At 38.4% G+C, this 23,694-nt stretch carries 26 protein-coding genes and 1 other annotated feature; of the genes, 11 read left to right on the top strand and 15 right to left on the bottom strand.

Annotation, left to right across the window (positions count from 1 at the left end; all coding sequences use genetic code 11):
- Positions 1-260: 260 nt before the first annotated feature.
- The gene (locus tag AAIB49_RS16375) at positions 261-950 is read left to right on the top strand and encodes a SurA N-terminal domain-containing protein (protein WP_339217190.1); all 690 of its coding nucleotides are present in this window, start codon (positions 261-263) and stop codon (positions 948-950) included.
- 53 nt (positions 951-1,003) lie between these two features.
- On the opposite strand, the gene hisC is transcribed toward AAIB49_RS16375, so the two are convergent.
- The 9 genes from hisC to hisZ are packed head-to-tail and all read right to left on the bottom strand — an operon-like array spanning position 1,004 to position 8,504.
- Positions 1,004-2,074 carry a histidinol-phosphate transaminase gene (gene hisC, locus AAIB49_RS16370; protein WP_339217189.1) on the bottom strand — a complete coding sequence of 357 codons (1,071 nt, stop codon included), beginning with the start codon at positions 2,072-2,074 and terminating at the stop codon, positions 1,004-1,006.
- Between the two features lies 1 nt (position 2,075).
- Positions 2,076-2,708 (bottom strand): bifunctional phosphoribosyl-AMP cyclohydrolase/phosphoribosyl-ATP diphosphatase HisIE, encoded by a 633-nt coding sequence (hisIE, locus tag AAIB49_RS16365; RefSeq protein ID WP_343458637.1) that lies wholly within the window; start codon positions 2,706-2,708, stop codon positions 2,076-2,078.
- Positions 2,708-3,472, bottom strand: a complete 765-nt coding sequence (gene hisF, locus AAIB49_RS16360) for an imidazole glycerol phosphate synthase subunit HisF (RefSeq protein WP_339217187.1) — start codon at positions 3,470-3,472, stop codon at positions 2,708-2,710. Before hisF ends, hisIE begins: the two co-directional genes overlap by 1 nt.
- A complete protein-coding gene (hisA, locus tag AAIB49_RS16355; protein ID WP_339217186.1) occupies positions 3,462-4,184 on the bottom strand; it encodes a 1-(5-phosphoribosyl)-5-[(5-phosphoribosylamino)methylideneamino]imidazole-4-carboxamide isomerase in 723 nt (240 codons plus the stop codon). The genes hisF and hisA overlap by 11 nt, the downstream gene beginning before the upstream one ends.
- The gene (hisH, locus tag AAIB49_RS16350; RefSeq protein ID WP_339217185.1) at positions 4,181-4,786 is read right to left on the bottom strand and encodes an imidazole glycerol phosphate synthase subunit HisH; all 606 of its coding nucleotides are present in this window, start codon (positions 4,784-4,786) and stop codon (positions 4,181-4,183) included. The genes hisA and hisH overlap by 4 nt, the downstream gene beginning before the upstream one ends.
- A gap of 14 nt (positions 4,787-4,800) precedes the next feature.
- Positions 4,801-5,385, bottom strand: coding sequence for an imidazoleglycerol-phosphate dehydratase HisB (gene hisB, locus AAIB49_RS16345; protein WP_339217184.1), 585 nt, complete (start codon positions 5,383-5,385; stop codon positions 4,801-4,803).
- A complete protein-coding gene (hisD, locus tag AAIB49_RS16340; protein WP_343458634.1) occupies positions 5,382-6,662 on the bottom strand; it encodes a histidinol dehydrogenase in 1,281 nt (426 codons plus the stop codon). Before hisD ends, hisB begins: the two co-directional genes overlap by 4 nt.
- Before the next feature lies 1 nt (position 6,663).
- Positions 6,664-7,290, bottom strand: coding sequence for an ATP phosphoribosyltransferase (gene hisG / locus AAIB49_RS16335; protein WP_339217182.1), 627 nt, complete (start codon positions 7,288-7,290; stop codon positions 6,664-6,666).
- A complete protein-coding gene (gene hisZ / locus AAIB49_RS16330; protein ID WP_343458633.1) occupies positions 7,278-8,504 on the bottom strand; it encodes an ATP phosphoribosyltransferase regulatory subunit in 1,227 nt (408 codons plus the stop codon). The genes hisG and hisZ overlap by 13 nt, the downstream gene beginning before the upstream one ends.
- Before the next feature lie 115 nt (positions 8,505-8,619).
- Here hisZ and AAIB49_RS16325 point away from each other — a divergent pair, with 115 nt between their 5' ends.
- The 4 genes from AAIB49_RS16325 to murB all read left to right on the top strand — a co-directional run bounded on the left by AAIB49_RS16325 (position 8,620) and on the right by murB (position 11,015).
- Complete coding sequence (locus tag AAIB49_RS16325) at positions 8,620-8,853, top strand: PHP domain-containing protein (RefSeq protein ID WP_343458632.1); 234 nt, start codon at positions 8,620-8,622, stop codon at positions 8,851-8,853.
- Positions 8,808-9,437 (top strand): histidinol-phosphatase HisJ family protein, encoded by a 630-nt coding sequence (locus AAIB49_RS16320; protein WP_343458631.1) that lies wholly within the window; start codon positions 8,808-8,810, stop codon positions 9,435-9,437. The genes AAIB49_RS16325 and AAIB49_RS16320 overlap by 46 nt, the downstream gene beginning before the upstream one ends.
- 105 nt (positions 9,438-9,542) lie before the next feature.
- Entirely contained in the window at positions 9,543-9,851 is a 309-nt protein-coding gene (locus tag AAIB49_RS16315; RefSeq protein WP_339217866.1) for a YbaN family protein, read from the top strand.
- A 249-nt stretch (positions 9,852-10,100) separates the two neighbouring features.
- Entirely contained in the window at positions 10,101-11,015 is a 915-nt protein-coding gene (murB, locus tag AAIB49_RS16310; protein ID WP_445254538.1) for a UDP-N-acetylmuramate dehydrogenase, read from the top strand.
- A 49-nt stretch (positions 11,016-11,064) separates the two neighbouring features.
- Here murB and ehuA read toward each other — a convergent pair whose 3' ends face one another.
- Genes ehuA through ehuB form a run of 4 tightly spaced genes read right to left on the bottom strand, consistent with a single transcriptional unit; the run spans position 11,065 to position 14,196 of the window.
- A complete protein-coding gene (ehuA, locus tag AAIB49_RS16305) occupies positions 11,065-11,883 on the bottom strand; it encodes an ectoine/hydroxyectoine ABC transporter ATP-binding protein EhuA (RefSeq protein ID WP_339217178.1) in 819 nt (272 codons plus the stop codon).
- Positions 11,883-12,596, bottom strand: a complete 714-nt coding sequence (ehuD, locus tag AAIB49_RS16300; RefSeq protein ID WP_339217177.1) for an ectoine/hydroxyectoine ABC transporter permease subunit EhuD — start codon at positions 12,594-12,596, stop codon at positions 11,883-11,885. Before ehuD ends, ehuA begins: the two co-directional genes overlap by 1 nt.
- Complete coding sequence (ehuC, locus tag AAIB49_RS16295) at positions 12,593-13,285, bottom strand: ectoine/hydroxyectoine ABC transporter permease subunit EhuC (protein WP_339217176.1); 693 nt, start codon at positions 13,283-13,285, stop codon at positions 12,593-12,595. Before ehuC ends, ehuD begins: the two co-directional genes overlap by 4 nt.
- A gap of 50 nt (positions 13,286-13,335) precedes the next feature.
- Complete coding sequence (ehuB, locus tag AAIB49_RS16290; protein WP_339217175.1) at positions 13,336-14,196, bottom strand: ectoine/hydroxyectoine ABC transporter substrate-binding protein EhuB; 861 nt, start codon at positions 14,194-14,196, stop codon at positions 13,336-13,338.
- Between the two features lie 364 nt (positions 14,197-14,560).
- On the opposite strand from ehuB, the gene ytzI reads away from it, so the two are divergent.
- Complete coding sequence (gene ytzI / locus AAIB49_RS16285) at positions 14,561-14,737, top strand: YtzI protein (RefSeq protein ID WP_186869635.1); 177 nt, start codon at positions 14,561-14,563, stop codon at positions 14,735-14,737.
- Positions 14,738-15,035: 298 nt separating this feature from the next.
- Here the strand turns inward: ytzI and AAIB49_RS16280 are convergent, their stop codons facing one another.
- Together AAIB49_RS16280 and AAIB49_RS16275 are read right to left on the bottom strand one after the other, a co-directional pair.
- Positions 15,036-16,007, bottom strand: coding sequence for a ring-cleaving dioxygenase (locus AAIB49_RS16280; RefSeq protein ID WP_343458630.1), 972 nt, complete (start codon positions 16,005-16,007; stop codon positions 15,036-15,038).
- 100 nt (positions 16,008-16,107) lie between these two features.
- Positions 16,108-16,680, bottom strand: a complete 573-nt coding sequence (locus AAIB49_RS16275) for a M15 family metallopeptidase (RefSeq protein ID WP_339217173.1) — start codon at positions 16,678-16,680, stop codon at positions 16,108-16,110.
- Positions 16,681-16,914: 234 nt separating this feature from the next.
- Here AAIB49_RS16275 and AAIB49_RS16270 point away from each other — a divergent pair, with 234 nt between their 5' ends.
- The 5 genes from AAIB49_RS16270 (at position 16,915) to proS (ending at position 23,534) form a co-directional block, all read left to right on the top strand.
- Positions 16,915-17,400: a DUF456 domain-containing protein gene (locus tag AAIB49_RS16270; protein WP_211742347.1), complete on the top strand. Its 486-nt coding sequence runs from the start codon at positions 16,915-16,917 to the stop codon at positions 17,398-17,400.
- 366 nt (positions 17,401-17,766) lie between these two features.
- Positions 17,767-19,230: an ABC transporter permease gene (locus tag AAIB49_RS16265; protein ID WP_339217172.1), complete on the top strand. Its 1,464-nt coding sequence runs from the start codon at positions 17,767-17,769 to the stop codon at positions 19,228-19,230.
- 15 nt (positions 19,231-19,245) lie between these two features.
- Positions 19,246-19,917 (top strand): ABC transporter ATP-binding protein, encoded by a 672-nt coding sequence (locus AAIB49_RS16260; RefSeq protein ID WP_211742349.1) that lies wholly within the window; start codon positions 19,246-19,248, stop codon positions 19,915-19,917.
- Positions 19,910-21,424, top strand: coding sequence for a PASTA domain-containing protein (locus AAIB49_RS16255; RefSeq protein ID WP_339217171.1), 1,515 nt, complete (start codon positions 19,910-19,912; stop codon positions 21,422-21,424). The genes AAIB49_RS16260 and AAIB49_RS16255 overlap by 8 nt, the downstream gene beginning before the upstream one ends.
- A 225-nt stretch (positions 21,425-21,649) precedes the next feature.
- Positions 21,650-21,879 (top strand) — a binding site (T-box leader).
- Between the two features lie 215 nt (positions 21,880-22,094).
- Complete coding sequence (gene proS, locus AAIB49_RS16250; protein ID WP_339217170.1) at positions 22,095-23,534, top strand: proline--tRNA ligase; 1,440 nt, start codon at positions 22,095-22,097, stop codon at positions 23,532-23,534.
- Positions 23,535-23,694 lie beyond the last annotated feature (160 nt).

Here is a 23,694-nt window from a genome sequence, read left to right as displayed (position 1 = left end):
TCTTTAGAATCAGTGCGTGGATGTGGTGCGTAAGGGAAAACCATTCAGTGGGCCTTTAAGGCCAAGGCCGGTAAAAGAGGCTTCAAGCCGCAGAGCAAACCACCAGTTCACACTGGTGGTTTTGATTCTGCTTTATTCTTAAGCTATGTGTTCTGTAATAGGGAAATTTCAGTTCTTTCTTATAAGGATAGTGCAGTTTCTTGCATTCGCAGTCCAAATTATGTTTGAATAGAACTACTACTTAGGAAATGAGGTATAACATGAAAAAATTAATAGTAAGCTTCATGATGATAGGTTTAATCGCTATATTAGCTGCGTGTGGAGATGATAAAGAAGAAAAAGCACAAGAGACCATACAGCCTCAGGATATTACGATGGAAGAAGATGAAAAGGTAACAGATGACGATGTAGTGATTAACATTAATGATACAGAAGTAACAGGTCATCACTATAATACGATATATTTACAAACAAAAATTCGTGCGTATCAATTTGGACAAGATATAGAAGATAAAGAAAACATTAAGGAAATTACGCTTAATGAGATTATTGCCCAAGAGTTAATTAAGCAAGAAGCAGAACGATTAGGTATTGAAGTTTCGGAGGAAAACGTACAAGAAGAGTTAGATACGTTAAAATCAGAAAATGAAGAGCAATTTGAAGCTTATTTAGAAACGTATAACCTAACAGAGGATTCTTTAAAAGATCAAATTCGTTTTTCACAAATTCTAAATCAATTTATTGAGGAAGAAATCGAAATTGCTGAAGTAACAGAAGATGATATAAAAGAGACATATGATCAATTAAAGAAAGATATGGAAAATATCATGGAGTTCGAGCAGGCAGAACCAATTATCGAACAGCAGCTAACGGAACAACGTGAAGCAGACGCTTTACAAGCTAAGGTAGAAGAATTAATGGATGATGCAAATATTGAGAAGCATATTTAAAATTATGGAAAAGTACATGGCAAATCGAGCCATGTACTTTTTTATAAGCACGATTATTTTTCAGGTTTTTGTAAGATGATTTTCAGTCTTTCTAGCAATGTAATCATATCTTGTTTTGTGCCTATAGTAATTCTAATGAATTTATCTATAGTTGCCTTTGAGAAGTGCCTAACTAATATACCGTTCTCCTTTAGCTGAACATATAACGATTTCGCTTTCTTAGTTGGATGAGAAATAAAGATGAAGTTAGCTTGTGAAGGTAATATGTGAAATCCTAGTTGAGATAGTTCTTCACTAAGCCATTCTCGCGTTTCAATCACCTTGGCTGTTGTCTTTTTGTAGTAAGAGTCTGCGTTCATAGCAGCTATGGCGCCTGCCATAGCTAGTCGATCTATCGTATACGAGTTAAAGGAGTTTTTTATGTTATTTAGGCCCTCAATTAATTCTGGGCTTCCGATTGCATAGCCAACTCTAAGTCCTGCTAGTGACCTAGATTTTGAAGTGGTTTGTATCACAAGCAAATTAGGATATTTCTGTATAAGTGGTACAGCTGACTCCTTTGCAAAATCACTGTATGCTTCATCAATGATAACGACTTTTTCCTGGTTATGCAAAAGGATTTCCTCTATTTGCTCGATAGGTAATAGTATGCCTGTAGGTGCATTCGGGTTAGGGAAAATTACCCCGCCTTCTGAATGGAGTAAGGAATTCGTATGTAATGTAAAGTCCTGATTTAATGTAACCTCTTCATAAGGTATGTTAAACAGCTTAGCATAAACAGTGTAAAAGCTATACGTAATAGCTGGGAAACGTATTGTTACTCCTGGTTCAAAAAAGGCCATAAAGGAAAAGGCAAGCACCTCATCCGAGCCATTTCCTACAAAAATATTTTCTTTTCTTACATCATATGCTTTAGCAATGGCTTCCCTTAATTCATCAACAGTTGGCGATGGATATAACTTCAAGGATTCCCCAATTTCATTCTGTATGGCCTGTATAACCGATTCAGGAGGTGGATACGGATTTTCATTTGTATTTAGCTTAATCAAGGAGGAATCATTTATTTGTTCACCAGGAACATAAGGGTCTGTACGATTCACCATGGAACTCCAATACTTACTCATTCTATTTCCCCTCTTTAGCAAGATGCCTTTTGATTAGTTCTTCTTTAATATCAGATTCTGTAATGCCCATTTGTTCCATTAGAACTAATATATGGTAGGTAAGATCGGCTATCTCCCAAATTGTTTCTTCGTTATCTTGGTTTTTTGCTCCAATTATCACTTCACTAGTTTCTTCTCCTACTTTCTTGAGAATTTTATCGATGCCTTCGCGGAATAAATACGCTGTATACGAATCTGCAATGGCTTCCTGCTTCCGGCTTTTAATCAGGGAAGCTACTTTTTGGATAATCGGAAACGAAGGATCTTTTCCTTGATATAACGTATGGTGAAAACAAGTCTCCTCTCCAGTATGACAAGCTGGTCCTTTAGGATCTACGGTGATGAGGAGACTATCGGCATCACAATCATACGTAATCTGATGGACGATTTGTTTATTTCCTGATGTTGCTCCTTTATTCCAAAGTGCTTCTCTACTCCTTGAGTAAAACCATGTTTCTTTGGTGTCGATTGTTTTTTGTAAGGACTCTTGATTCATATAAGCTAATATTAAGACATTTCCGGAGGATTGGTCCTGGATAATGGCAGGGATTAAGCTGCTTTTTATAAATAATTTCTCTATATTTAATGGATCCATTAAGAAACACTCCTTATTTGGATATTTTGTTGAGCTAAATATTGTTTCAGGGACGCTATATTAATTAGATCATAGTGAAAAACCGAAGCAGCAAGTGCTGCATCTGCGATATTATCACGTAACACTTGTTGAAAATGTACAGGGCTTCCAGCTCCACCACTAGCAACAATCGGTATATTAACCTGATCAGCTATTGCCTTGGTAAGGGGGAGGTTATAACCGTTTTTTATCCCATCTACATCGATGGAATTAATAACAAGCTCACCAGCACCTAATTGCTCTCCCTGAATGGCCCATTCTAGTGCGTCTATCCCGGTATTAGTTCTGCCACCATTTTGATAGACATGCCATTTCCCAGGTTCGGTTTCTTTAGCATCAATGGATAGCACGATACATTGGGTGCCGAATTTAGCAGCAGCTGTCTCTATGAGTGTAGGGTTCGTGATGGCGGCACTATTAATGGATACTTTATCAGCTCCTGAATGAAGAACTCGATAAATATCATCAATGGTTCTAATACCGCCACCGACCATAAATGGGATATTAATCGTCGCAGCAACCCTTTCTACCATATCTAAAAAAATATTACGTTCTTCGTTCGATGCGGTAATATCATAAAAGACTAATTCGTCTGCGCCTTCATTGTTATAGCGCATTGCCAGCTCAACTGGATCTGCTACATCCTTAATATCTTGAAATTTCTTGCCCTTTACAACCCTTCCTTTATCGACATCAAGGCAAGGGATAATTCGTTTAGCCAACATCTGCTGTTACCTCCAGTAGCTCTACTAAATTTAGACTATTATCATATAAAGCCTTTCCGATAATGGTGCCATAGAGATCCATTTCTTTTAGTTTTATGACATCCTCCACATTCGAAATTCCTCCTGAGGCAATCACACGCATAGACGTTGCCTTTTGGATGGTTTCAATTTCGTTGAAGTTGGGACCTTGTAACATACCATCCTTTAAAATATCTGTATAGATAATCGTTTGAACACCAATAGCCTCAAGCTGCCTTACTAAATCTACGGCTAATACATTACTTGTTTTTCGCCATCCTTCCGTCGCAACATAGCCATTACGGGCATCAATGGAAACAGCGACTTTGTCTTTAAAGGTGCTCACGGCATGACGAATAAGGGGGAGGTTCTGTATGGCTGCGGTACCGAGTATGACGCGACCAACACCTATAGCTAAATAGTCTTCGATCTGCTCGATACTTCGGATACCACCCCCAACCTGGACTGGAACATTCGTATTGGAAGTGATCTGTTGAATAATTGCTTGGTTGGTTGATTTACCTGTTTTTGCACCATTTAAGTCGACGATATGTAATGCTTCTGCTCCTTGGGAAATCCATTGGTTAGCAATCTCGTTCGGATTGCCACTATAGATTTGCTCTTTCGCATAATCCCCTTGTGTTAGCCGCACACAGTTGCCGTTTAATAAATCAATTGCTGGAAATAGAATCATAGGTACATCTCCTTAAAATTGTTTAAAAGTTGTAAGCCAACTTCACTGCTTTTTTCAGGGTGAAATTGCATGCCAATGATGTTGGCTTTTTGTACAAGTACAGGTATTTCCGTTCCGTATGTGCAGCTACCAATAACATCATTACCATCTACCTTATTGGCAAAATAGGAATGGACGAAATATACGTATGCATTGTCAGGGAGATTCATCGTAATATCATCTCCCTTTCTTAGCTGAAGTGTATTCCAGCCCATATGTGGTACCTTAACAGAAGAAGGAATTCTTTCGATATGTCCTTCTAATAATCCAAGTCCGTCAGAATGTCCACCTTCATCACTCGTTTGGTAGAATAACTGCATACCTAAACAGATACCAAGAATAGGCTTTCCTGTGCTTGCCTCTTCGCGGATAATCTTGTCTAGGCCAGCTCTCTTTAATTCCTTCATGGCATCTTGGAACGATCCGACACCTGGTAGTATAATAGCTTGGCTGTTTCTGATAAGTGCTTCGTCTTGTGTAAGCGTATTTTCTAGGTTTAGCTGGGATAGTGTAAATTGAAGACTTTTTATATTTCCCGCCCCGTAATCCATAATGGCTATCATATGAACCCTCCTTATTAAAGCATTCCCTTCGTAGAGGGTACCCCAACAATTCTTGGATTTTTGATACTGGCCGTGTCTAATGCGCGACCGAAGGCTTTGAAAATCGATTCTATTATATGGTGTGTATTGCTTCCGTAAAGTAGATTAATATGTAGGTTAATCTGTGCTTGATTAACGAAAGCTTGGAAGAATTCTTCTACAAGCTCTGTATCAAAGCTACCAACCTTTTCCTTTAATCCTTCTACGTTATAAACCAAATAAGGTCTTCCACTAATATCTATCGTTACAGTAGTCAGTGCTTCATCCATTGGTGTTGTGACAGACGCATAACGATTAATACCTTCTTTATCCCCAATACAACGGTTAAATGCCGTTCCTAACACAATACCAATATCCTCCACGGTGTGATGCTGATCGACTTCTAAGTCGCCATCACATACGAGGGATAAATCGAATAATCCATGCTTGGCAAATAGAGTAAGCATATGGTCGAAGAATCCGACTCCTGTACGTATGCTGGCTGTTCCGTTTCCATCAAGAGATAGCTCTAATTGAATAGATGTCTCCATTGTTTTTCGCGATAATGAGCTTTTTCTCATAAAACACTGTCCCTTCGTATTTGGATAGACATGGCATGTCCTTTTAGTCCTTCTGTTCTAGCTAGACAATCAATCGTGTCTGCTACTTCTAATAATGCATGTCTAGAATAGCTGATAATACTCGATCGCTTGATAAAGTCATACACGCCAAGTGGTGAGGAAAACTTCGCCGTCCCACTCGTTGGCAAGGTATGATTAGGGCCAGCGAGATAGTCTCCAAGTGGTTCCGGTGAAAACGGCCCTAAGAATATGGCTCCAGCATTTTTTATTTGGCTGAGTTTAGCAGAAGGATTGGATACCATAAGCTGTAAGTGCTCAGGGGCTATTTGATTAGCTAAATCAAACGCTTGTTTTTCAGAATCAGCAAGAAGGATGCACCCTTTATTTTGAATTGATTTCTGCGCGATTTCACGACGCTCTAATTCGCTTAATTGTTTGGTTACCTCAGCGGCAATCTCATTAGCTAATGTGGAGCTAGTCGTAATGCAAATGGCACTTGCTTCCTCATCATGCTCTGCCTGTGATAGTAAGTCAGCAGCAACATAAGAAGGGTTTGCAGAATCATCAGCAATGATACAAATTTCACTTGGGCCAGCAATCATATCAATAGCCACATCACCATAGACCCATTTTTTAGCACGTGCCACATAGGCGTTACCTGGTCCGACGATTTTATAGACCTTTTCGACAGTTTCTGTTCCATAACTAAGTGCTGCAATGGCTTGTGCACCACCCATTTTATATATCCGATTAACTCCAATAAGAGAGGCAGCTACTAAGACATATGGATTAATGCTTCCATCTGGCCTTGGAGGAGTTGCTATACTAATGGAGCTTACGCCAGCAATTTTGGCAGGGATTGCATTCATTAAGACAGAAGAAGGGTAATTCGCTTTTCCACCTGGGATATAAATTCCTACCTTCTCAATCGGTGTAACCTTTTGTCCTAATGTGATGCCATTTGGGTCGTCCGTAAACCATGATGTTTCCTGTTGGTTTCGATGGAAGGCCTCAATATTTTTAGCAGCGAGCTGTAACGATTCTATGAACGGCTCTCCTACCATAGTCTTTGCCTTCTCCATTTCTGAATCTGAAACGGTTAACGCGTCAATTACTGCATCATCAAATTGTTCGGTAAATTCTTTTACGGCGCTGTCGCCATCTTTTCTAACTTTTTCTATAATAGATTTAACCGTATCGTCTAGCGCTCCCCCTTGTTGGGCGAGGTCTTGGTTGTGACGGTTTTGCATAAATTGGTTTGCAGATATAATCTTCATCTTATCCCTCCAAAGCCCGTTGTAGACTGCGAATGAACGTCTCTATTCTAGCCGTTTTCGTTGCAAAGCTTGCCTTGTTCGTAATCAATCTAGTGCTTATTTGATCAAGCTCTTCTAAAACGATGAGTCCATTCTCTTTTAATGTTCTACCTGTTTCTACAATATCGACAATGACATCTGCCATACCAATTAGCGGGGCTAGCTCAACAGAGCCATTTAATTTAATGGTCTCCACTTGGATGCCCTTTTTTTGAAAATGACTATTTGCAATATATGGATATTTGGATGCTACTACTAGTCGATTTTTGTTTAAGACAGCGGATTCCTTACCAGCAATGACGAACTTACATTTCCCTTCCTTTAAATCTAGCATTTCATAGACATCTTTGGCGGATTCCAAAATATTATCCTTTCCAACAATTCCGAGATCAGCCGCTCCTTTTTCCACATAAGTTGGCACATCCACAGCCTTTACGAAAATCAGTTGTACTTCCTGTTTCGAATCAAAGAAGACGAGCTTTCTACTATTCTCTTGTAAGTCTGTAAAATTATAGCCAGCTTTATGGAGTAATCGAATCGTACCTTTTATCGTCCTACCTTTTGCTAAAGCTAGCGTTATCGGTTGCATGTATTCTCCTCCTTTAGGGATTGTAATCGTTGTAGAAGTTGTTCCTCGCTGTTAAATGGCTCGGTTTCTCCTTCGTACATGACCGTTTTATTAGATTTAGTAATGGTAATGACGTACGTGCCACTAGCTCCTTCATTTCTATTTGATAGAATGGTTTGATAGTGTAACTCTCTTAACCGCTTCGCTAATTGTATGGCCACCGCTACGTTCTGCTCATCAAATCGAATGACTACTTGCTCTCTTACTGGAAGCGGATTGGGGCGTGCAGAGAGAAGGGTGTCAACATCATAAGCAAATCCGATAGCCGGTATTGGGCTGGCAAATTGTTCAGCTAGATTGTCATATCTTCCACCAAATAAGACGGGCTTGCCAATATTTTCAATATATCCCTGGAAGGTGATATCGGAGTAATAGCTCATGCTGCTAATCAGTCCTAAATCGACGACAATATAATCACGAAAACCATATTCGGCTAGCATAGAAAACACCTCTTTTAATCGATGCAGTGCACTCGTCATCTTATTCGTGAGGGAGAGTGATAAAGCCTTATCCAACACCACATCTGGTTTGCCGTATAGAAGCGGGATTGTTAGCAATGACTCTTTCATAGATGGTTCTATGTCAAGCCTAGATAAGAACTCCTCTAGACCAGTAAAGTTCTTCGAAATGATGAGCTGCTTAAATTGATCCTCTTGTTCCTTGGAAAGAGATAGCATTTGGAGTATTTCATTTACGACCCCTGCATGACCCATTTCTATCTTGAAATTGGTAAACTCTAAATCTAGTAAACAATCAATAGCAAGTGAAATTACTTCCATATCTGCTTCGGCGTGAGGATTTCCAAGTAGCTCTACACCTGCTTGTGTTTTGACATAACCATATTTGGCTTGAAAAGAAGTTCTAAAGACATCGAGTATGTATGAGTAGCGCGCTTCTTTTTCGAATTCGTCATTTTGTGATACGGCTAATTGTGTAATCGGAATGGTAACATCAGGCCGCAATACTAGTACCTTTCCTTCAGGTGAAATGAACTTAATCATGTCATCTAGCGCAATCGTACCTTGAACAGATGAATAGAGATCATACGTTTCAAAGGCTGGAGTTTTAACTTGGTTAAAGCCATACTGCCTAAAGCGATTCTTTAATACTTGAATGAAGGATTCTTGCACATCATATTCCTGTATGGTTAAAAATGGTTTTGGATAGGGTTCCATAACAGACTCCTTTTAAAAACTTTATTAATTTATCACTTTATCACTTTATCAAACTAAAGTTATATTGTATTCTATAAGGTAAGGAAGTAAATGTCAAGTCATGGGGGGAATTTTAATGTTTGATTATCACGTACATAGTGATTATTCAGCGGATTGCACAACACCGATGGAGGAAACCATTAAGAAAGGGATTGAAATTGGGTTAAAGGAAATTTGTTTTACTGAGCATATAGATTATGATTATCCAGATCCATCATTCGTCTTTGAGTTTGATTTAATGTCATATGATCGCAGTATAAAAAAATGCAGGAAAAATATCAGAAGTGGATTACTATCAAGAAAGGAATAGAAATCGGGGTCGAGCCACAACTTTTAGACCGGTATAAGGAGTTAGTGAGGCAGGAGGACTTTGACTTTGTAATTTGTTCTATGCACACAACAGATCGTACGGATTTGCATTCTGGTAAATTTTTTCAAAATAGAACCGTAGAGGAAGCTTATGCGACCTATTATGAGCAATTATTGTACTGTATTCAGCATTTTGACGATTTCTCTGTTCTTGGCCATCTTGATTTAGTAAAACGATACAAAGAGGGGAGTAACAGCGATTTTCATGAAGTAATTACGGAAATTCTAAAATTAGTTATAGCAAAGGGGAAGGGAATAGAGTTAAATACATCTGGCTTTCGATATGGATTGGATAGTGGAATGCCGAGTAATGATATTTTACAGCTGTATCGTGAATTGGGAGGAGAGATCATAACTCTTGGTTCTGACTCTCATAGAGCCGATACGTTAGGCTATGAGTTTAAGGCCTCTTTAGAATTATTGTCATCATTAGGGTTTAACTATATAACGACCTTTGATAAAGGAGAACCAAGCTTTTACAGAATTGTGCAACAGGGTAAGATGTCAGATAATGTTTCCAAGTAGCACAAGAAGTGAGGGATTAAATGATAGGATGGTGTTACAGTAATGATAAATATAGTGGGTATTTAACAGATGATAAGAAGAATGGGTTTACTTATTGTTGGATGAATATCACTAGGATTAGCGATTATCGGCATCATAGTCCCACTAAGCCCAACGACACCTTTATTCCTTCTTGCTGCAATTTGCTTTGTTCGTAGCTCAGATAGGCTATATGAATGGTTAATCACACAAAAGTACCTAAGCCCATATATTAAAAACTACCGAGAGGATAAGGGAATTCCTGTATCCGTCAAGATTACTGGTGTAATATTGCTGTGGACTTCTATGCTAATTACCATCTTTTTTGTCGTTCCACTTATCGCGGTAAAGCTTATTCTAGCTGGTGTTGCCGCATTTTTTACTTGGTTTATTTAAATACAGAAGAAGTTAATTAAGGCTCATTACGATTAGTTGGCATGCAATTAATGGAAAGGGCATATAAAAGAATAGTGCATTCGCAATTAAGTGGCATGAAAACGAAAAATAACTTACAATGATTAAAGATGACTTTTTTGCAGATAGGGAAGCTCGGGTAATCTTTCCAACTTGCATAAGAATAACGCACATATGTTGATAATGTGAGTTTATCTAATTGGACTTTGATTAAAGGAATGATTTGTAGTGATCAATCATCATGTATATGAAAAGCTAATTAACATTACATCAGAGAAGAATGTATTGGTTAATGAGCCTTTAAAAAACCATACTTATACACGCCTTGGTGGAGCAGCTGATTGGCTCGTTACACCAGAAACATATGAAGAAGTAAGACAGATTGTTAAGCTTGCGAACAAAGAAGAAGTACCATTTACATTACTAGGAAATGGTTCTAATTTAATTGTGAAAGATGGCGGTATCCGCGGAATCGTCATGAATTTATATAAATTAAACGAGATTAAAACCGTTGGGACAAAGGTTGTTGCCCAAAGTGGTGCACGTATTATTGATACGTCTCGAGAAGCTCTAAACCAACGCTTGACCGGGTTGGAATTTGCCTGTGGTATCCCAGGATCTGTAGGTGGGGCATTATATATGAATGCTGGTGCTTATGGTGGAGAAATAAAGGACTGTTTAGAAAGTGCGGTTGTCGTAGATCGGTATGGTGAGGTATTAACATTGCCTGCTAAAGCGTTAGATCTAGCATACCGTACTAGTAACATTGCTGATAACGGCTATATTGTACTAGAAGCCACCTTTGCCTTAGAGATAGGGGATTATGATGAAATAAAGGCGGTAATGGATGACTTAACCTTCAAACGCGAGTCGAAGCAACCACTTGAATATCCATCCTGTGGAAGTGTATTTAAGCGTCCTCCTGGTTACTTTGCTGGGAAGCTAATTCAAGATAGTGGACTACAAGGTACACAAATAGGTGGTGCACAGGTTTCTTTAAAGCATGCAGGTTTTATTGTTAACAAAGACAATGCAACTGCTGACGAATATATTCGTTTAATCCGCCATGTTCAGGCTACCGTGAAGGAAAAGTTTGGCGTTAGTTTAGAACGTGAAGTAAGAATTATCGGTGAGGATTTAGAATAAAAAAGCTGTACGTGGGTCATTCCACGTACAGCTTTTATGCTTCTAGCAATTAACTTCTAAAACGATGTAAGAACTGCTGCAAGCGTTCATTATGTGATTCCTCAAGAACCTCTTTTGGTGTTCCTTGCTCCGCGATAACGCCATTATCTAAGAAGATGACACGGTCTGCGACATCCAGTGCAAATTCCATCTCATGGGTAACAAGCACCATTGCCATTTCTCCTTCTTTCGCAATATCACGGATAACCTCTAACACCTCACCAACTAATTCTGGGTCTAAGGCAGAAGTTACTTCATCAAACAGCATTATTTTAGGACGCATTACTAAGGCACGAGCCATTGCAACACGTTGCTTTTGTCCACCAGATAGCTGACTTGGATAATTGTCTAATTTATCACCTAACCCAACCTTCTCGAGCATTTCAATGGAACGGTTCCTTGCCGTCTCTTTGGATTCTTTTTTCACATGAATAGGCGCTGTCATACAGTTTTGTAAAATCGTCATATGAGGGAACAAGTTAAAGTGCTGGAATACCATCCCAATATCCCCACGGACTTCTCGTAAATGCTTTTCATTTGCTGGAACAAGCTTCCCCTTCTTCTCCATATGCCATAGATTTTTGCCGTCAAATATGATTTCTCCAGATGTTGGTTGTTCTAATGTCATTAGCATGCGAATGATCGTTGTTTTTCCAGAACCACTTGGACCGATTAGCGCGACTTTTTCCCCTGGATAAATATCTAAGTTTAACCCTTTTAATACTTCGACATCTCCAAAGGATTTATGGACATTCTTATATTCCACTATTGGCTTTGTATCAGCTGGAATGATAAATCGACTTTCATTCTCTATTACGGAATCAACCATTAAATAATCGCTCCTTTGTTTTCTTGAATCGCTGCTTTTTTATCAAAGCGCAGGTTCATCTTCTTTTCTAGTTTATTGATTAAAATTGCAGAAGGATAGCTTAGCACGAGGAATATCAGTGCTACTATCGTATAAGCCTCAAGCATTCGGAAGTTAGAAGCTCCGTAAGTTTGTGCTAAGGCTAAGATACCCACTACCCCGATGGTTGATGCAAGTGGGACTTCTTTAAACATAATAATAAGATAGTTTCCTATCATTGGAATGGTAGGTGGGATGGCTTGTGGAAGAATGATTTTCGTCCACTTTTGTCTCGTTGAAAAGTTGAGCGCAGTAGATGCTTCCCACTGTCCCTTATCAACACCCTCTATTCCGGAACGATAGACTTCGCCAATATATGTACTAAAATGGATGCCTAACCCAATTATAGCACTTTCGAAAGAGGATAGTGATACACCAACTCCAGGCACCATTGGCCATGCATAATAGATAAAGAATAACTGAATTAAAGGTGGGGTGGAACGAATGAATTCCATCGTCCATGTGACGAGCCAGTTGACTGGTCCTGATTTTATTCTCCTCAGGAAGACCCACACGAAACCAAATAGTAAAGCAAATAAAAAGCAAGCAAATGTTAATCCTATTGTAACTCCTATTCCTTGTAAGATAAAAGGAAAGGCTTCAAAAAACATATCCCATTTCCAATTTATATTCATGTACTAGCCACTCCTCTCTTGGATATCTGTTCCCATTTACGAGTAAGGAGGATTAGTGGCAGAGCCATAAGAAAATAGAATACTAATAACAAGAAGTAAACGGTTGGTGCTTGAGATAAATCAGTGCTTCTCAGAATATTACCGTGATATAGAATATCTGTCATCCCAATCAAGGAAACAAGGGATGTAGCTTTGAGCATTTGAATGGAATAATTGCCGAACTCTGGTAACATCATTCGCAGCGCCTGAGGGAAAATAATGACTCTTAGTCGTTGAACACGCGAGAGATTAAGGGCGATAGAAGCCTCTGTTTGCCCTTTATCCACTGCTAAAATAGATCCACGAACAATTTCAGACATATAGGCCCCATAGTTTAGCGATATTGCTAATACTCCCGCCGTAAGCTTATTATCAATTCCAATATTAAATAGCATTGGAATAGCATAGTATAGCCAAAATAACTGTACAATTAAGGAGGTTCCACGGAAAATTTCTACATAGAAACTAGTAACTCCTCGAATCATTCTATTATTGGATAATCGGCAAAAGCCGGCAATAAAGGCAAATAGATAAGCAAAAATTACAGATAAGATAAATACTGTAATGGTAATATGGATACCCCTTATTAATACTGGAAATACTTCTATAATGGCATTAATTTTAATCACTCCTCCATATAAAAACTCCATAGGATTGACCCCTGAGTGGGGAAACCCTATGGAGCCCTGTTGATAAATTTCTAGATTTCACCGTTGCATATTTTTTCAGTTGTAATGTCCCCTGGAACCATGTTCATCTGCTCGCTGAAGCCATTTTTCTCAAGTAGCTCAGCAACTGTACCATCAGCTTTTAAATCAGCAAGTACTTCATTATAAGCCTCAACTAATGCTGTATCTTCTTGATTAAATGCTGCTGCCCCATAACTAGGAACACCTTCAACGTCTGGTTGTTCAAATGTTTCTACGAATTCTATTTCATCTGTGTTTGCAGAAGCTAATGCATCTTTAATCGTCATTTCTGTTCCAGTAGTAGCATCTGCACGCCCTGATTGGACAGCGGCAATAGATGCTGGAATATCAGGTACGGAAAGAATCTGACTTGGATCAACACCAGAATCTAATAGGAATTCATTTTCTGTTGCTCCTTGCATGACCGCGATAATAGTATCTGGGTTATTGGCAATATCGTCATAGCTTTCTAGATTAAGAGGGTTCCCTTGTTGGACAATTAATCCTTCCCCATACATCATCTCCGGCTCTCCAAACGCAACATTTTCACAACGGTCTGGTTGGATAGCCATGCCAGCAGTTATAACGTCAAACTGTCCAGCGTTAATTCCGGAGATTAACTGCCCAAACTCTAGTAGTTCGGATTCCATTTCTTCTACACCAAGTTCAGCAAATACTGCTTTAGCAATATCAACTGCCGCCCCTTTTAATTCACCATCTTCCTCATAAGCATAGGGCTTTTCATTGGCAAATCCGATGGTGACTTTACCTTCGTCTTGAAGCTTGGCTAGTTTATCTCCTCCATTTGAACCACATGCTACTAAGAGCGCTATCGTGATGAACAGGACTGAAATTAACCATACTTTCTTCATAAAATAATAAAACCTCCTATAAATTGAATACTCCAACGAATAGTCGGATGTATTGTGTAATGGATTCTATGTAAAAAAATGAACAAAGAACTAAGATTCTTCTCGGTAAATAGCTACAATTAACATGTTATCGATATTAAGAATTAGGCTCAAATTGGATATGTTCTGATAATTTAAATTTAATCTGATTAAAAATATGTTAAAGCGGAAGAGCTCTTTGATTCTTAAAGATACTAGTTCATGTTGAATAATCCTAAAGAATCCTTAAGTTTCGACAAAACAGTCCATAATATGTAACTTACTCTATCCGAAACTATGTTAGAATAGATGCAACAGAGTTTGGACGTAAAGGAGGCGTAAGAAAGTGATTTGGGTTGTGGCGGTTATATGTATTCTTATAACGGGAATTGTTTTATATCTATCGATTCTAACTTTGGATAAGGGGTATAGTTATAAACATAAAGTGGACCCGCTTCCATCGAATGTAGAAGAAGAAGCGGAGCGTAATCAAGGAAATTCATCTTCTCGTGATCATAGCTAATAGAGTGGAGTGTAAAATCAGGTTCGGTTTTATGCTCCTTTTCTATTGGTTCTAGTAGATTAGATTTTTTGGCTGAAACAGGTTTTAGAGGTTACTTGATATCTTAGATCGTGTTTATTGCCAGCTTGGAAGGGAAGATTGTACTATGATTAGCTTGCCCCTGTTCGGAAAGACCTCATAGAGTCATCGATATGCCTTGCTGGGAGTGTTCTTGTATATAGAACATTCACTAATACCGGTCTTTCCGAAGCAGGTTACGTGCTATCTTGTGGGTGTACTTTACAAGTTAACATTACGTTTAGTTAGTAGTATCAAGTGGTTTTAATTTTGATTCAATTTCGTCTCGTCTATCCTCGAAGAATGGTGGAAGGGCCAGTTGTTCACCGAGATGGTCTACATCTTCATCGGTAGCAAAGCCAGGTCCATCAGTAGATAGTTCGAATAAGATGCGATTAGGTTCTCTAAAATATAATGCTTTAAAATAATATCGATCCACAATCCCCGAATTTGGTAAGCGATTTTCGATCAAGATTTGTTTCCATTTTTCTAGTTCTTCATCATTTTCTACACGAAACGCAACATGATGAACACTGCCACGACCAGGTCTTTCTCGAGGTAAGTCTTTTCTAACTTCTAAATGGACTTCAGCCCCCGTTCCACCTTCACCAGTCACAAATACAAGGATGTCTTCTTGATCTTTAATAGGTGAGGGATAGCTTCCTACCTGTTTAAAGGAAAGTACTTCCGTTAAGACAGCAATAGTTGGTTCTGCATTAGGAACGGTTAGTTTAACGGGTCCTAGCCCAATTATTCCATTTTCTACAGACGCATGACTGTGTTTCCAAGGTTTCCCACCAGCAACTCCTTGGTTATTCTCATCAGAAACGAGGGTTAAACGTTGCTGTTCATGGTCACGGAAATGGATAACTTGACGTCCATTTTCTTCAGTTATTCCATCATGTTCTACCTGATATTGATTAAATCTATCGATCCAATAGGCTAATGCTTTATTATTAGGCACACGTAAAGAGGTCCCTGTAATACTGTTGCTTCCAGGATGTGTCCTACCAGCATTGGGAATTTCAAAAAAGGTTAGGTCTGTTCCTGGTCTACCTATTTCATCTGCATAGAATAAATGATATACCGATGGGTTGTCTTGGTTAACGGACTTTTTCACCAGGCGCATCCCAAGTACTTTCGTATAGAAATCATAGTTCTTACGTGCGTTAGCAGTAATTGCGGATACATGATGAATACCTTTTAAATACATACTCATAACCTCCAAGTGAATTTGTCTCTAATTCGAGATATTTTCATTGTACTAGAATATGGATGTAATGTCTAAATAATATGGATTTTTAGGGATAACATTACTCCGTAGGCATCTCATTCTTTGGCCTAAATCCAAGCTTTAGCTGTTGAATGGATAGTCCGAATGTCATTTGTAGGTGAGGATAGTCTTTAAATCTGGTCCAATCTCCACCCCATTCGAAGCCTAGCTCCTTGGCAATGGCTACCACTTCGTCCCAATCGGGAATCGTATTATTATTCCCATCATACTGCATATCCCATGTTAAATTACCATCTGAATCCATTATCGCAAAATCAATTGCGAGTCCGTAGTTATGATAGGATTCACCAGCCTGAGCGTATGTTACGATATTTCCTTCTTTCGTACGCCCTTGGGCATAAAGTTCATTTTGCCTGTCAAATGAGCGAATGGATTCGGTAATGATAATGGTTATGCCTTGTTGTTTGGCTTGTTCTACTAATAATTTTGCCTTTTCCTCGACTATAGGATGGAGCTCTGTTGGGATGGGAGCATTTTTTCCGTGAAATTCATAACGATTAAAGCCTAAATTGTGATAAAGAAAATACCCAACTAAACCTAATGCAAATATAATGATTCCGAATGTAATCGTAACTCGCCCCAACGTTCTCATTTTCAATCTCCTTCAACGTGGTATAAACTAGCTATCCAATTTCATTGACTTATATTAGAATGAATTTAAGTGATTTGCTCACTGTTTAGGACTTATTGCTTTGATGGTATCGTACTACTTCTATAGTAAGTGTTTGGAACCTTTAGGGAAACTATAAACGTATTCATACGAATAAAGAAATAATTTTTCCAGCATGCTTAGAATGAAAGAAAAATAAGGATAGGGGGATAGTCCATGTTAGATGTGATTCTTTGGATTTTAATAGTGGTATTATTCATCGTTAGCTTTATTGGTGTCATTTATCCGATTATTCCTTCTGTATTATTAATTTGGATTGGGTTTTTATTGTATCAGTTCGGAATCAATAGTGATGAATTAGGATGGCTTTTCTGGATTGCAGTAGCAATATTAACCGTTCTATTATTTGTAGCAGATATTGTTGCCAATAGTTACTTTGTCAAGAAGTTTGGAGGCAGTAAATGGGGGGAACGTGCTGCTGCGATAGCTGTAATTGTAGGATCATTTATTATACCTCCATTTGGAATTATTATCATTCCATTTATCGCAGTTCTTGTGATTGAAATGATGCAAAAAAGAACGTTGAAAGAGGCATTTATGGCTTCCATTGGCTCCTTGCTTGGCTTCTTAGGCGGAACAGTTGCAAAAGTAATTATCCAGATGGTGATGATTATTATATTTGTTTTTACGATTATTTTTTAGTGGATAAGCTGCATTGATTTAGTCAACTTCTAAAATGAAGAAGGATAATATTGTAGCGGCATTAAGAAAGGGAAATAGTTAAATAGACAATGGGCTATCTTAGAGGAGATTATCTGAGATAGCCCATTTTTTCTTGGCTCTATTTAGTTGGGTGAATTACGGGAATTTTACAAAATTTTTGTTGTTTTTTTGTCTTGTTACCAATATAATACAATTATGTTACAAAAATACTACATCATTAAAAAATGAGGTGAGAGGTTTTATCCAGGGATGCGCTTGGATAGAAGGTAACCATTCTAAATAATATTAATAGAGTAATAGAATCTATAAAAATCAAAAGTAAATTTTTTTGTGAGGGGGTTTGTAATGAATTTTATTAAACGTGGATTTTTAGGTATTACGAGAAAAAAAGGTAAATCATTAATTTTATTAGCCGTTATTTTTATTTTAGGAAACCTAATATCTGGTGCAATTTCTATTCAACAAGCTACTGGTAATGTTGAGAATAACATTAAAGATAGGCTTGGAGCTTCTGCTACAATTGAATATGATTGGGAAGAATATGACAAGTTAAGCGAAGAAGAAATGATGAATGTAGAGATGGAAAACATAGGCGCTGATTTGATTAAACAAATTGGTGAGCTATCCTATGTAAAATATTATGATTTTAATATGTCAACCATGCTAGGATCTGAAAGTATAGAAAGTTATCGGGGAGATATGGAAGAGAATATCGTTCACCATGGACCTAGCATGGATTTTACGCTGAAAGGAATTAACTATGCCCCTGTCCTTGATTTTGAAGAGCAGAAGGGCAAGTTAGTTGATGGTCGTGTCTTTACCCAAGATGAAGTGGATAAAGGTACAGCTGTTGCCATTATTTCAACAAAATTAGCAGAAAAAAATAATCTTCATGTTGGAGATACCTTTACGTTATCTAATTCGGTCTATACATATGATGATGAGACAGGTATGGAGGAGTTAGTTACTTCTCGTGATGTCGTATTAGAAATAATTGGATTATTTGAATCTCAATCTGTTAAAGAAGATGTAGAGGTAGATTCAGATGGTATGTTCGACTGGATGGATATCGACTATCAAAATACCGTGTATGTTCCAAATGAGATTGTCCGTAGTGAAATGGTCTACAATTGGGAAGAGTATTTGAAAACGGATGAAGAGTATGCAGAAATGATGCAAGGAGAAGAGGAAGTCTTCGAATATTATACACCACTATTTGTTTTAAACAGTCCTGAAGATAAGGAGGCATTTGAGGAAGAGGCCCTTCCTTTACTGCCAGAATTTTATACTATAGTCAGTGCTACGGATCACTATGACAGCATTGCAGGGCCAGTGAAGTCCATGTCCAATCTATCCAAATATGTTCTAATAGCTGCAGTAGTTGCAACGGTGCTTATCACAGGTTTAGTAGTCCTACTATTCTTAAGAGACCGAAAACGCGAGTTAGGTATTTACTTATCGTTAGGAGAACGACGGGGCCGTGTAGTTGGGCAAATTCTAATTGAAGTAATGGTTGTTGCGGTCATTGGTATTACGATATCCTTATTCAGCGGAAACTTCTTAGCTGCACAAGTATCCGATGCGATGGTGAAAGCAGATACTGATGATCATTATAATGATTATATATATTATGGTGGCGTGTTTGAAACGGATTTGACAACAGATGATGTGTTAGCCTCTTATGAGGTTACCCTTAATTCCAGCTACATTCTAGCATTCTATGGAATTGGCCTGTTAACGATTTTATTTTCAACGGTTATCCCGCTAATATATATTGTTAGACTTAATCCGAAGAAAATACTGATGTAATAGAGGGGTGAGATTATGATATTAGAAGCGAAGGACTTAAATTATTATTATCAAGATGGAGACATGCGTCGTTATATCTTAAAAGATACATCTGTCTCTTTCGAAAAGGGTAAGTTTTATACGATTTTAGGGCAGTCTGGTTCAGGTAAAACCACCTTACTATCATTACTCAGTGCCTTGGATTCTCCGCATAGTGGGTCCGTTTTATTTAACGAAGAGGACATTAAAAAAATTGGCTACGAAAAGTATCGCCGTAATAACATCGGGATTATTTTTCAAAGCTACAATTTAATCCCGACTTTTACAGCGGTGGAGAATGTTCTAATTCCAATGTCGATTACGGAAAATGAAGTTCCAGAAGACGCAAAGACAGTGGCTTATAATTTACTAGATTACATCGGTATTGTAAAAAGCAAAGCAGATCGTCGCGTTAATAAACTTTCTGGGGGAGAACAGCAGCGTGTAGCTATTGCTCGTGCGCTGGCCACAAACGTGGAATTAATTCTTGCTGATGAGCCTACAGGAAACCTTGATGAAGAGATGGAGCAGGAGATTATTGATATCTTTATAAAATTGGCACATGAACATGGGAAATGTGTCATTGTGGTTACACACTCCAATGAAATTGCTAAGCAGTCTGATCAGGCTTTTCATTTGAGGAAGGGTGTACTATCTTCCTATGAGTGACTTCTTATCAAAATTTAACAAAGATAAATATGATGATTTGGTGAATGAAAAAGAAGATAAAAAAATAACCGAAGATAAAGAAAAGGAAGAGGAGACTCTGACAGAACCAGAACTAGAATCAGAACCACAGCAGAAGCAGGAAGAACAAGCCTCTGCTGTGGAATCGGAAGAAACGGAGCCTGATCATGGTGCCCCGCTTAATTCGGGCCCTATATCTTCTAGAAGCATTAGACGACAGGATGCGGAAGAAGATGTTGAGATTGATCTAGACTATGCTAGGAAAAAAAGACTTCGGATGTGGCTAATTATTTCAGGATCTGTCTTAGCTTGTATCGTAATTTTCTTCATATATTATATGCTCGTCCATGTGAAGGTGGAAGATTTTGTGGACAAGCCTGTTTCAGATGCTCGCACTTGGGCGAAAGAAAATGATGTAGAAATTGAATTAACACAAGAATATAGTATGGAACATGATGCAAATAAGATTATTTCACAGAGTGTATCTGCCGGTGACAAAATAAGAAAAGGGAAGACGCTCCAATTAACTAGTAGTTTAGGTCCGGATCCAGAAGAGGTTATTCCGCTTCCTGACTTTTCAGTAATGAGTCAAGAGGAAGCCAGGAATTGGATTGATGAAAACAAAGCGGAAAATCTGCAGATGGTCACAGAGTATAGTGATGATTTGGAAGAAGGCGAATTTATTAAGCTAACCATTAAGGATAGTGAAATTGATCCATCAGAATATATGCGTAAAGACAGTGCTGCCGTCTACTATTCTAAGGGGAAAGAAGTCTTCGAAAAGAATATCACCATACCGAACTTTACGGGAGCTACTAAAGAAGAAGTGGAAAAATGGGCAGAAGCCAATGAAATTGATATGACATATGAAGAAGCAGACTCTGATAGTGTTGAAGCAGGAATAATTATTAGCCAAAGCGAAGACCCAGAGGGAAAAATTGCTAAAAGAGATAAAATGAAAGTAGTTGTATCTGCAGGAAAAGCTACAGTAGTACCTAATTTTGGAGAAGTGACTGCGGACGAAGCTGCTACCAATTACCCGGATCTAGAGGTAACAGTGAAACAAGTCTTTAACGAAGAGGTTTCTTATGGAAGACTAATTTCACAGTCTGTGAAAGCTGATACAAAATTAACGGATAAAGATAATAAAAATGTTACGGTTACTTATTCATTAGGAAAACCGTATTTAGGTGATTTTCGTGGACAATCAGAAGGTGATTTGCCAAGGTTGTTTTTTGACGAATATCAATCAAAAGGCGCTGATATTAAATATATTGTTAAGTATGTCTATGCCCCGGAAGTAAAGGGGACTGTGGTAGGTATGAGTAAATTTAATGAATTCGTACCGATGACGTATACAGTGGAGATACGTGTTAGCAATAATGCTTCAGCCCCACCTAATACAGACTTTTTCGGGAATGCCCCAGAAGGTCCTGTAGAAGATCCTCCTTTGGAAGAAGGGGATAATATGGAGATTGATGATAAGTAATAATGATTGGATTCAATGGAAGAGCTGCCTGTAATCAAAGGCAGCTTTTTCATTTAAGGAAAATCATTCTTGCATTGCAATATATTTTCCCGATATTATGATGGTAATTTTTTTTCGATTTATGTATACAAAAATAAAGTACCGAAAATAGTATATAACAATTAGGTTGAGAAAAACTTGACTTTCTACAAATGGCAACTTATATTAAACTTAATATCAAAATATCTAGAAACGTTGATAAGGATTAGTACAATTTAGACTGTCTATTCAGAGAGGGAATGGTTGGTGAGAATTCCCATAGACGTAAATTGGAACCTGCCTTGGAGTTCGCCTTCAGAAGGGAATTACCCAAGAAGAAGTGCGCGGTCCTTGACCGTTATCAAGCTAAGTGTGCTTTCTACTTATCGTAAGTATGAAGTAAACAAGGGTGGTACCACCAAGCCTCGGTCCCTTATACGGATAGAGGTTTTTTTGTGTTTATATAATTTTTTTCATGTAGTTGATTTACGTAGACTAACATTGGTGCGCCCCCCTATGTCTTTGTAGCGTTTCATCCTAGATTTTTCTTCGGAAAGTGATAAGTAAAAGAGCCTGGATCACCATCTGTCCGTTGATTAGGCTAAGAAGCTATCTTTTATAAGAAATACTATAAATAAAACGAGGTGTTATTATGGGTAAGAAAAACAAAGCGTTTGTAGAGAAAATTACCGCTATGGAAGACGACTTTGCACAGTGGTATACAGATGTTGTAAAACAAGCTGAGCTAGTAGACTATGGTCAAGTTAGGGGAACGATGATCATCAAGCCATATGGCTATGCAATTTGGGAGAACATCAAAGACGAATTAGACCGTATGATTAAAGCAACAGGTCACTCAAATGTTGCCTTCCCACTATTCATTCCAGAAAGCCTACTTCAAAAAGAGAAAGACCATGTTGAAGGTTTTGCTCCAGAGGTTGCATGGGTAACCCATGGTGGAGATGAAGAATTAGTAGAAAAAATCGCAGTACGTCCAACTTCAGAAGTACTTTTCTGTGACTACTACGCTAAAAACATTCACTCCTATCGTGATCTACCGAAGTTGTACAACCAATGGGGAAATGTCGTTCGTTGGGAAAAGACAACACGCCCATTCTTACGTTCATCTGAATTCCATTGGCAAGAAGGTCATACAGCACATGCGACAGATGAAGATGCTTCACAAGAAACAGATCGCATGTTAGAGGTATATGCTGATTTAGTAGAAAAGTACCTCGCAATTCCAGTCCTACGTGGACGTAAAACCGATAAGGAAAAATTCGCCGGTGCAAAATATACATTAACCATTGAAGCACTTATGCATGATGGGAAAGCCCTACAATCTGGAACTTCTCACCACTTCGGTTCAGGCTTTGCTGAAGCATTCAATATTACCTATTTAGATGAAAATGGAAAGAGCCAATTTGTTCATCAAACCTCTTGGGGTCTTTCAACACGTATTATGGGTGCGTTAATTATGGTTCACGGCGATAATCGTGGTTTAGTCGTTCCGCCAAGAATCGCACCAACTCAAGCAATGATCGTTCCTATTGCTCAGCATAAAGAAGGCGTATTAGATAAAGCATACGATTTACGAGATCAACTGCAATCAATTGTACGAGTAGATATTGATGCAAGTGATAAAATGCCTGGTTGGAAGTTTAATGAGTATGAAATGAAAGGAATCCCAGTTCGTATTGAAATGGGTCCAAAAGATATAGAAAAAGAGCAAGTAGTTTTAGTTCGTCGTGATACAGGCGAAAAAGAATTTGTGGCTCTATATGAATTAGAAAGCCGTTTACCAGCATTGCTTGAAGAAATCCAACAAAATCTTTACGATAAAGCACTAGCACATCGTAATGAAAAGACTACGGTCGCAACTACAATGGATGAATTCAAACAAACGCTTGATGAAAAAGGTGGATTTATCAAAGCAATGTGGTGTGGAGACGTTGCTTGCGAAGAAAAAATTAAAGAAGAAACAACTGCGACATCCCGCTGTATTCCGTTTGATGCAGAAAAAGTTGCAGATACATGTGTATGCTGTGGTAAAGAAGCAAAAGAAATGGTGTATTGGGCAAAAGCATATTAATAATAGAGCAAGGGCTTGGGAGAATTCCCAGGCCCTTTTGTGCGCTTGGCAGCGCTCCGAACTTAAGGGTGAAAGTCCCAAACACGCCGTAGTGGCGGAAGTGTATAGCTGACAGGCAGTGCATGCTCGTGAGGGAATGTGCGGAGGGCTTGAAGGCAAA

Origin of the sequence: Ornithinibacillus proteolyticus (assembly GCF_039581225.1) — a bacterium.
In the GTDB taxonomy this organism is placed as follows: Bacteria; Bacillota; Bacilli; order Bacillales; family Amphibacillaceae; genus Ornithinibacillus; species Ornithinibacillus massiliensis.
The sequence above is the reverse complement of the archived record's forward strand: the minus strand, read 5'-3'. Positions and strand labels throughout refer to the sequence as shown.

Coding starts and splice junctions, on each gene's coding strand:
- AAIB49_RS16375 (WP_339217190.1), top strand. CDS start 261: ATGAAAAAATTAATAGTAAGCTTCATGATGATAGGTTTAATCGCTATA.
- hisC (WP_339217189.1), bottom strand. CDS start 2,074: ATGAGTAAGTATTGGAGTTCCATGGTGAATCGTACAGACCCTTATGTT.
- hisIE (WP_343458637.1), bottom strand. CDS start 2,708: ATGGATCCATTAAATATAGAGAAATTATTTATAAAAAGCAGCTTAATC.
- hisF (WP_339217187.1), bottom strand. CDS start 3,472: ATGTTGGCTAAACGAATTATCCCTTGCCTTGATGTCGATAAAGGAAGG.
- hisA (WP_339217186.1), bottom strand. CDS start 4,184: ATGATTCTATTTCCAGCAATTGATTTATTAAACGGCAACTGTGTGCGG.
- hisH (WP_339217185.1), bottom strand. CDS start 4,786: ATGATAGCCATTATGGATTACGGGGCGGGAAATATAAAAAGTCTTCAA.
- hisB (WP_339217184.1), bottom strand. CDS start 5,385: ATGAGAAAAAGCTCATTATCGCGAAAAACAATGGAGACATCTATTCAA.
- hisD (WP_343458634.1), bottom strand. CDS start 6,662: ATGAAGATTATATCTGCAAACCAATTTATGCAAAACCGTCACAACCAA.
- hisG (WP_339217182.1), bottom strand. CDS start 7,290: ATGCAACCGATAACGCTAGCTTTAGCAAAAGGTAGGACGATAAAAGGT.
- hisZ (WP_343458633.1), bottom strand. CDS start 8,504: ATGGAACCCTATCCAAAACCATTTTTAACCATACAGGAATATGATGTG.
- AAIB49_RS16325 (WP_343458632.1), top strand. CDS start 8,620: ATGTTTGATTATCACGTACATAGTGATTATTCAGCGGATTGCACAACA.
- AAIB49_RS16320 (WP_343458631.1), top strand. CDS start 8,808: ATGCAGGAAAAATATCAGAAGTGGATTACTATCAAGAAAGGAATAGAA.
- ehuA (WP_339217178.1), bottom strand. CDS start 11,883: ATGGTTGATTCCGTAATAGAGAATGAAAGTCGATTTATCATTCCAGCT.
- ehuD (WP_339217177.1), bottom strand. CDS start 12,596: ATGAATATAAATTGGAAATGGGATATGTTTTTTGAAGCCTTTCCTTTT.
- ehuC (WP_339217176.1), bottom strand. CDS start 13,285: ATGGAGTTTTTATATGGAGGAGTGATTAAAATTAATGCCATTATAGAA.
- ehuB (WP_339217175.1), bottom strand. CDS start 14,196: ATGAAGAAAGTATGGTTAATTTCAGTCCTGTTCATCACGATAGCGCTC.
- AAIB49_RS16280 (WP_343458630.1), bottom strand. CDS start 16,007: ATGTATTTAAAAGGTATTCATCATGTATCCGCAATTACTGCTAACGCA.
- AAIB49_RS16275 (WP_339217173.1), bottom strand. CDS start 16,680: ATGAGAACGTTGGGGCGAGTTACGATTACATTCGGAATCATTATATTT.
- AAIB49_RS16270 (WP_211742347.1), top strand. CDS start 16,915: ATGTTAGATGTGATTCTTTGGATTTTAATAGTGGTATTATTCATCGTT.
- AAIB49_RS16265 (WP_339217172.1), top strand. CDS start 17,767: ATGAATTTTATTAAACGTGGATTTTTAGGTATTACGAGAAAAAAAGGT.
- AAIB49_RS16260 (WP_211742349.1), top strand. CDS start 19,246: ATGATATTAGAAGCGAAGGACTTAAATTATTATTATCAAGATGGAGAC.
- AAIB49_RS16255 (WP_339217171.1), top strand. CDS start 19,910: ATGAGTGACTTCTTATCAAAATTTAACAAAGATAAATATGATGATTTG.
- proS (WP_339217170.1), top strand. CDS start 22,095: ATGGGTAAGAAAAACAAAGCGTTTGTAGAGAAAATTACCGCTATGGAA.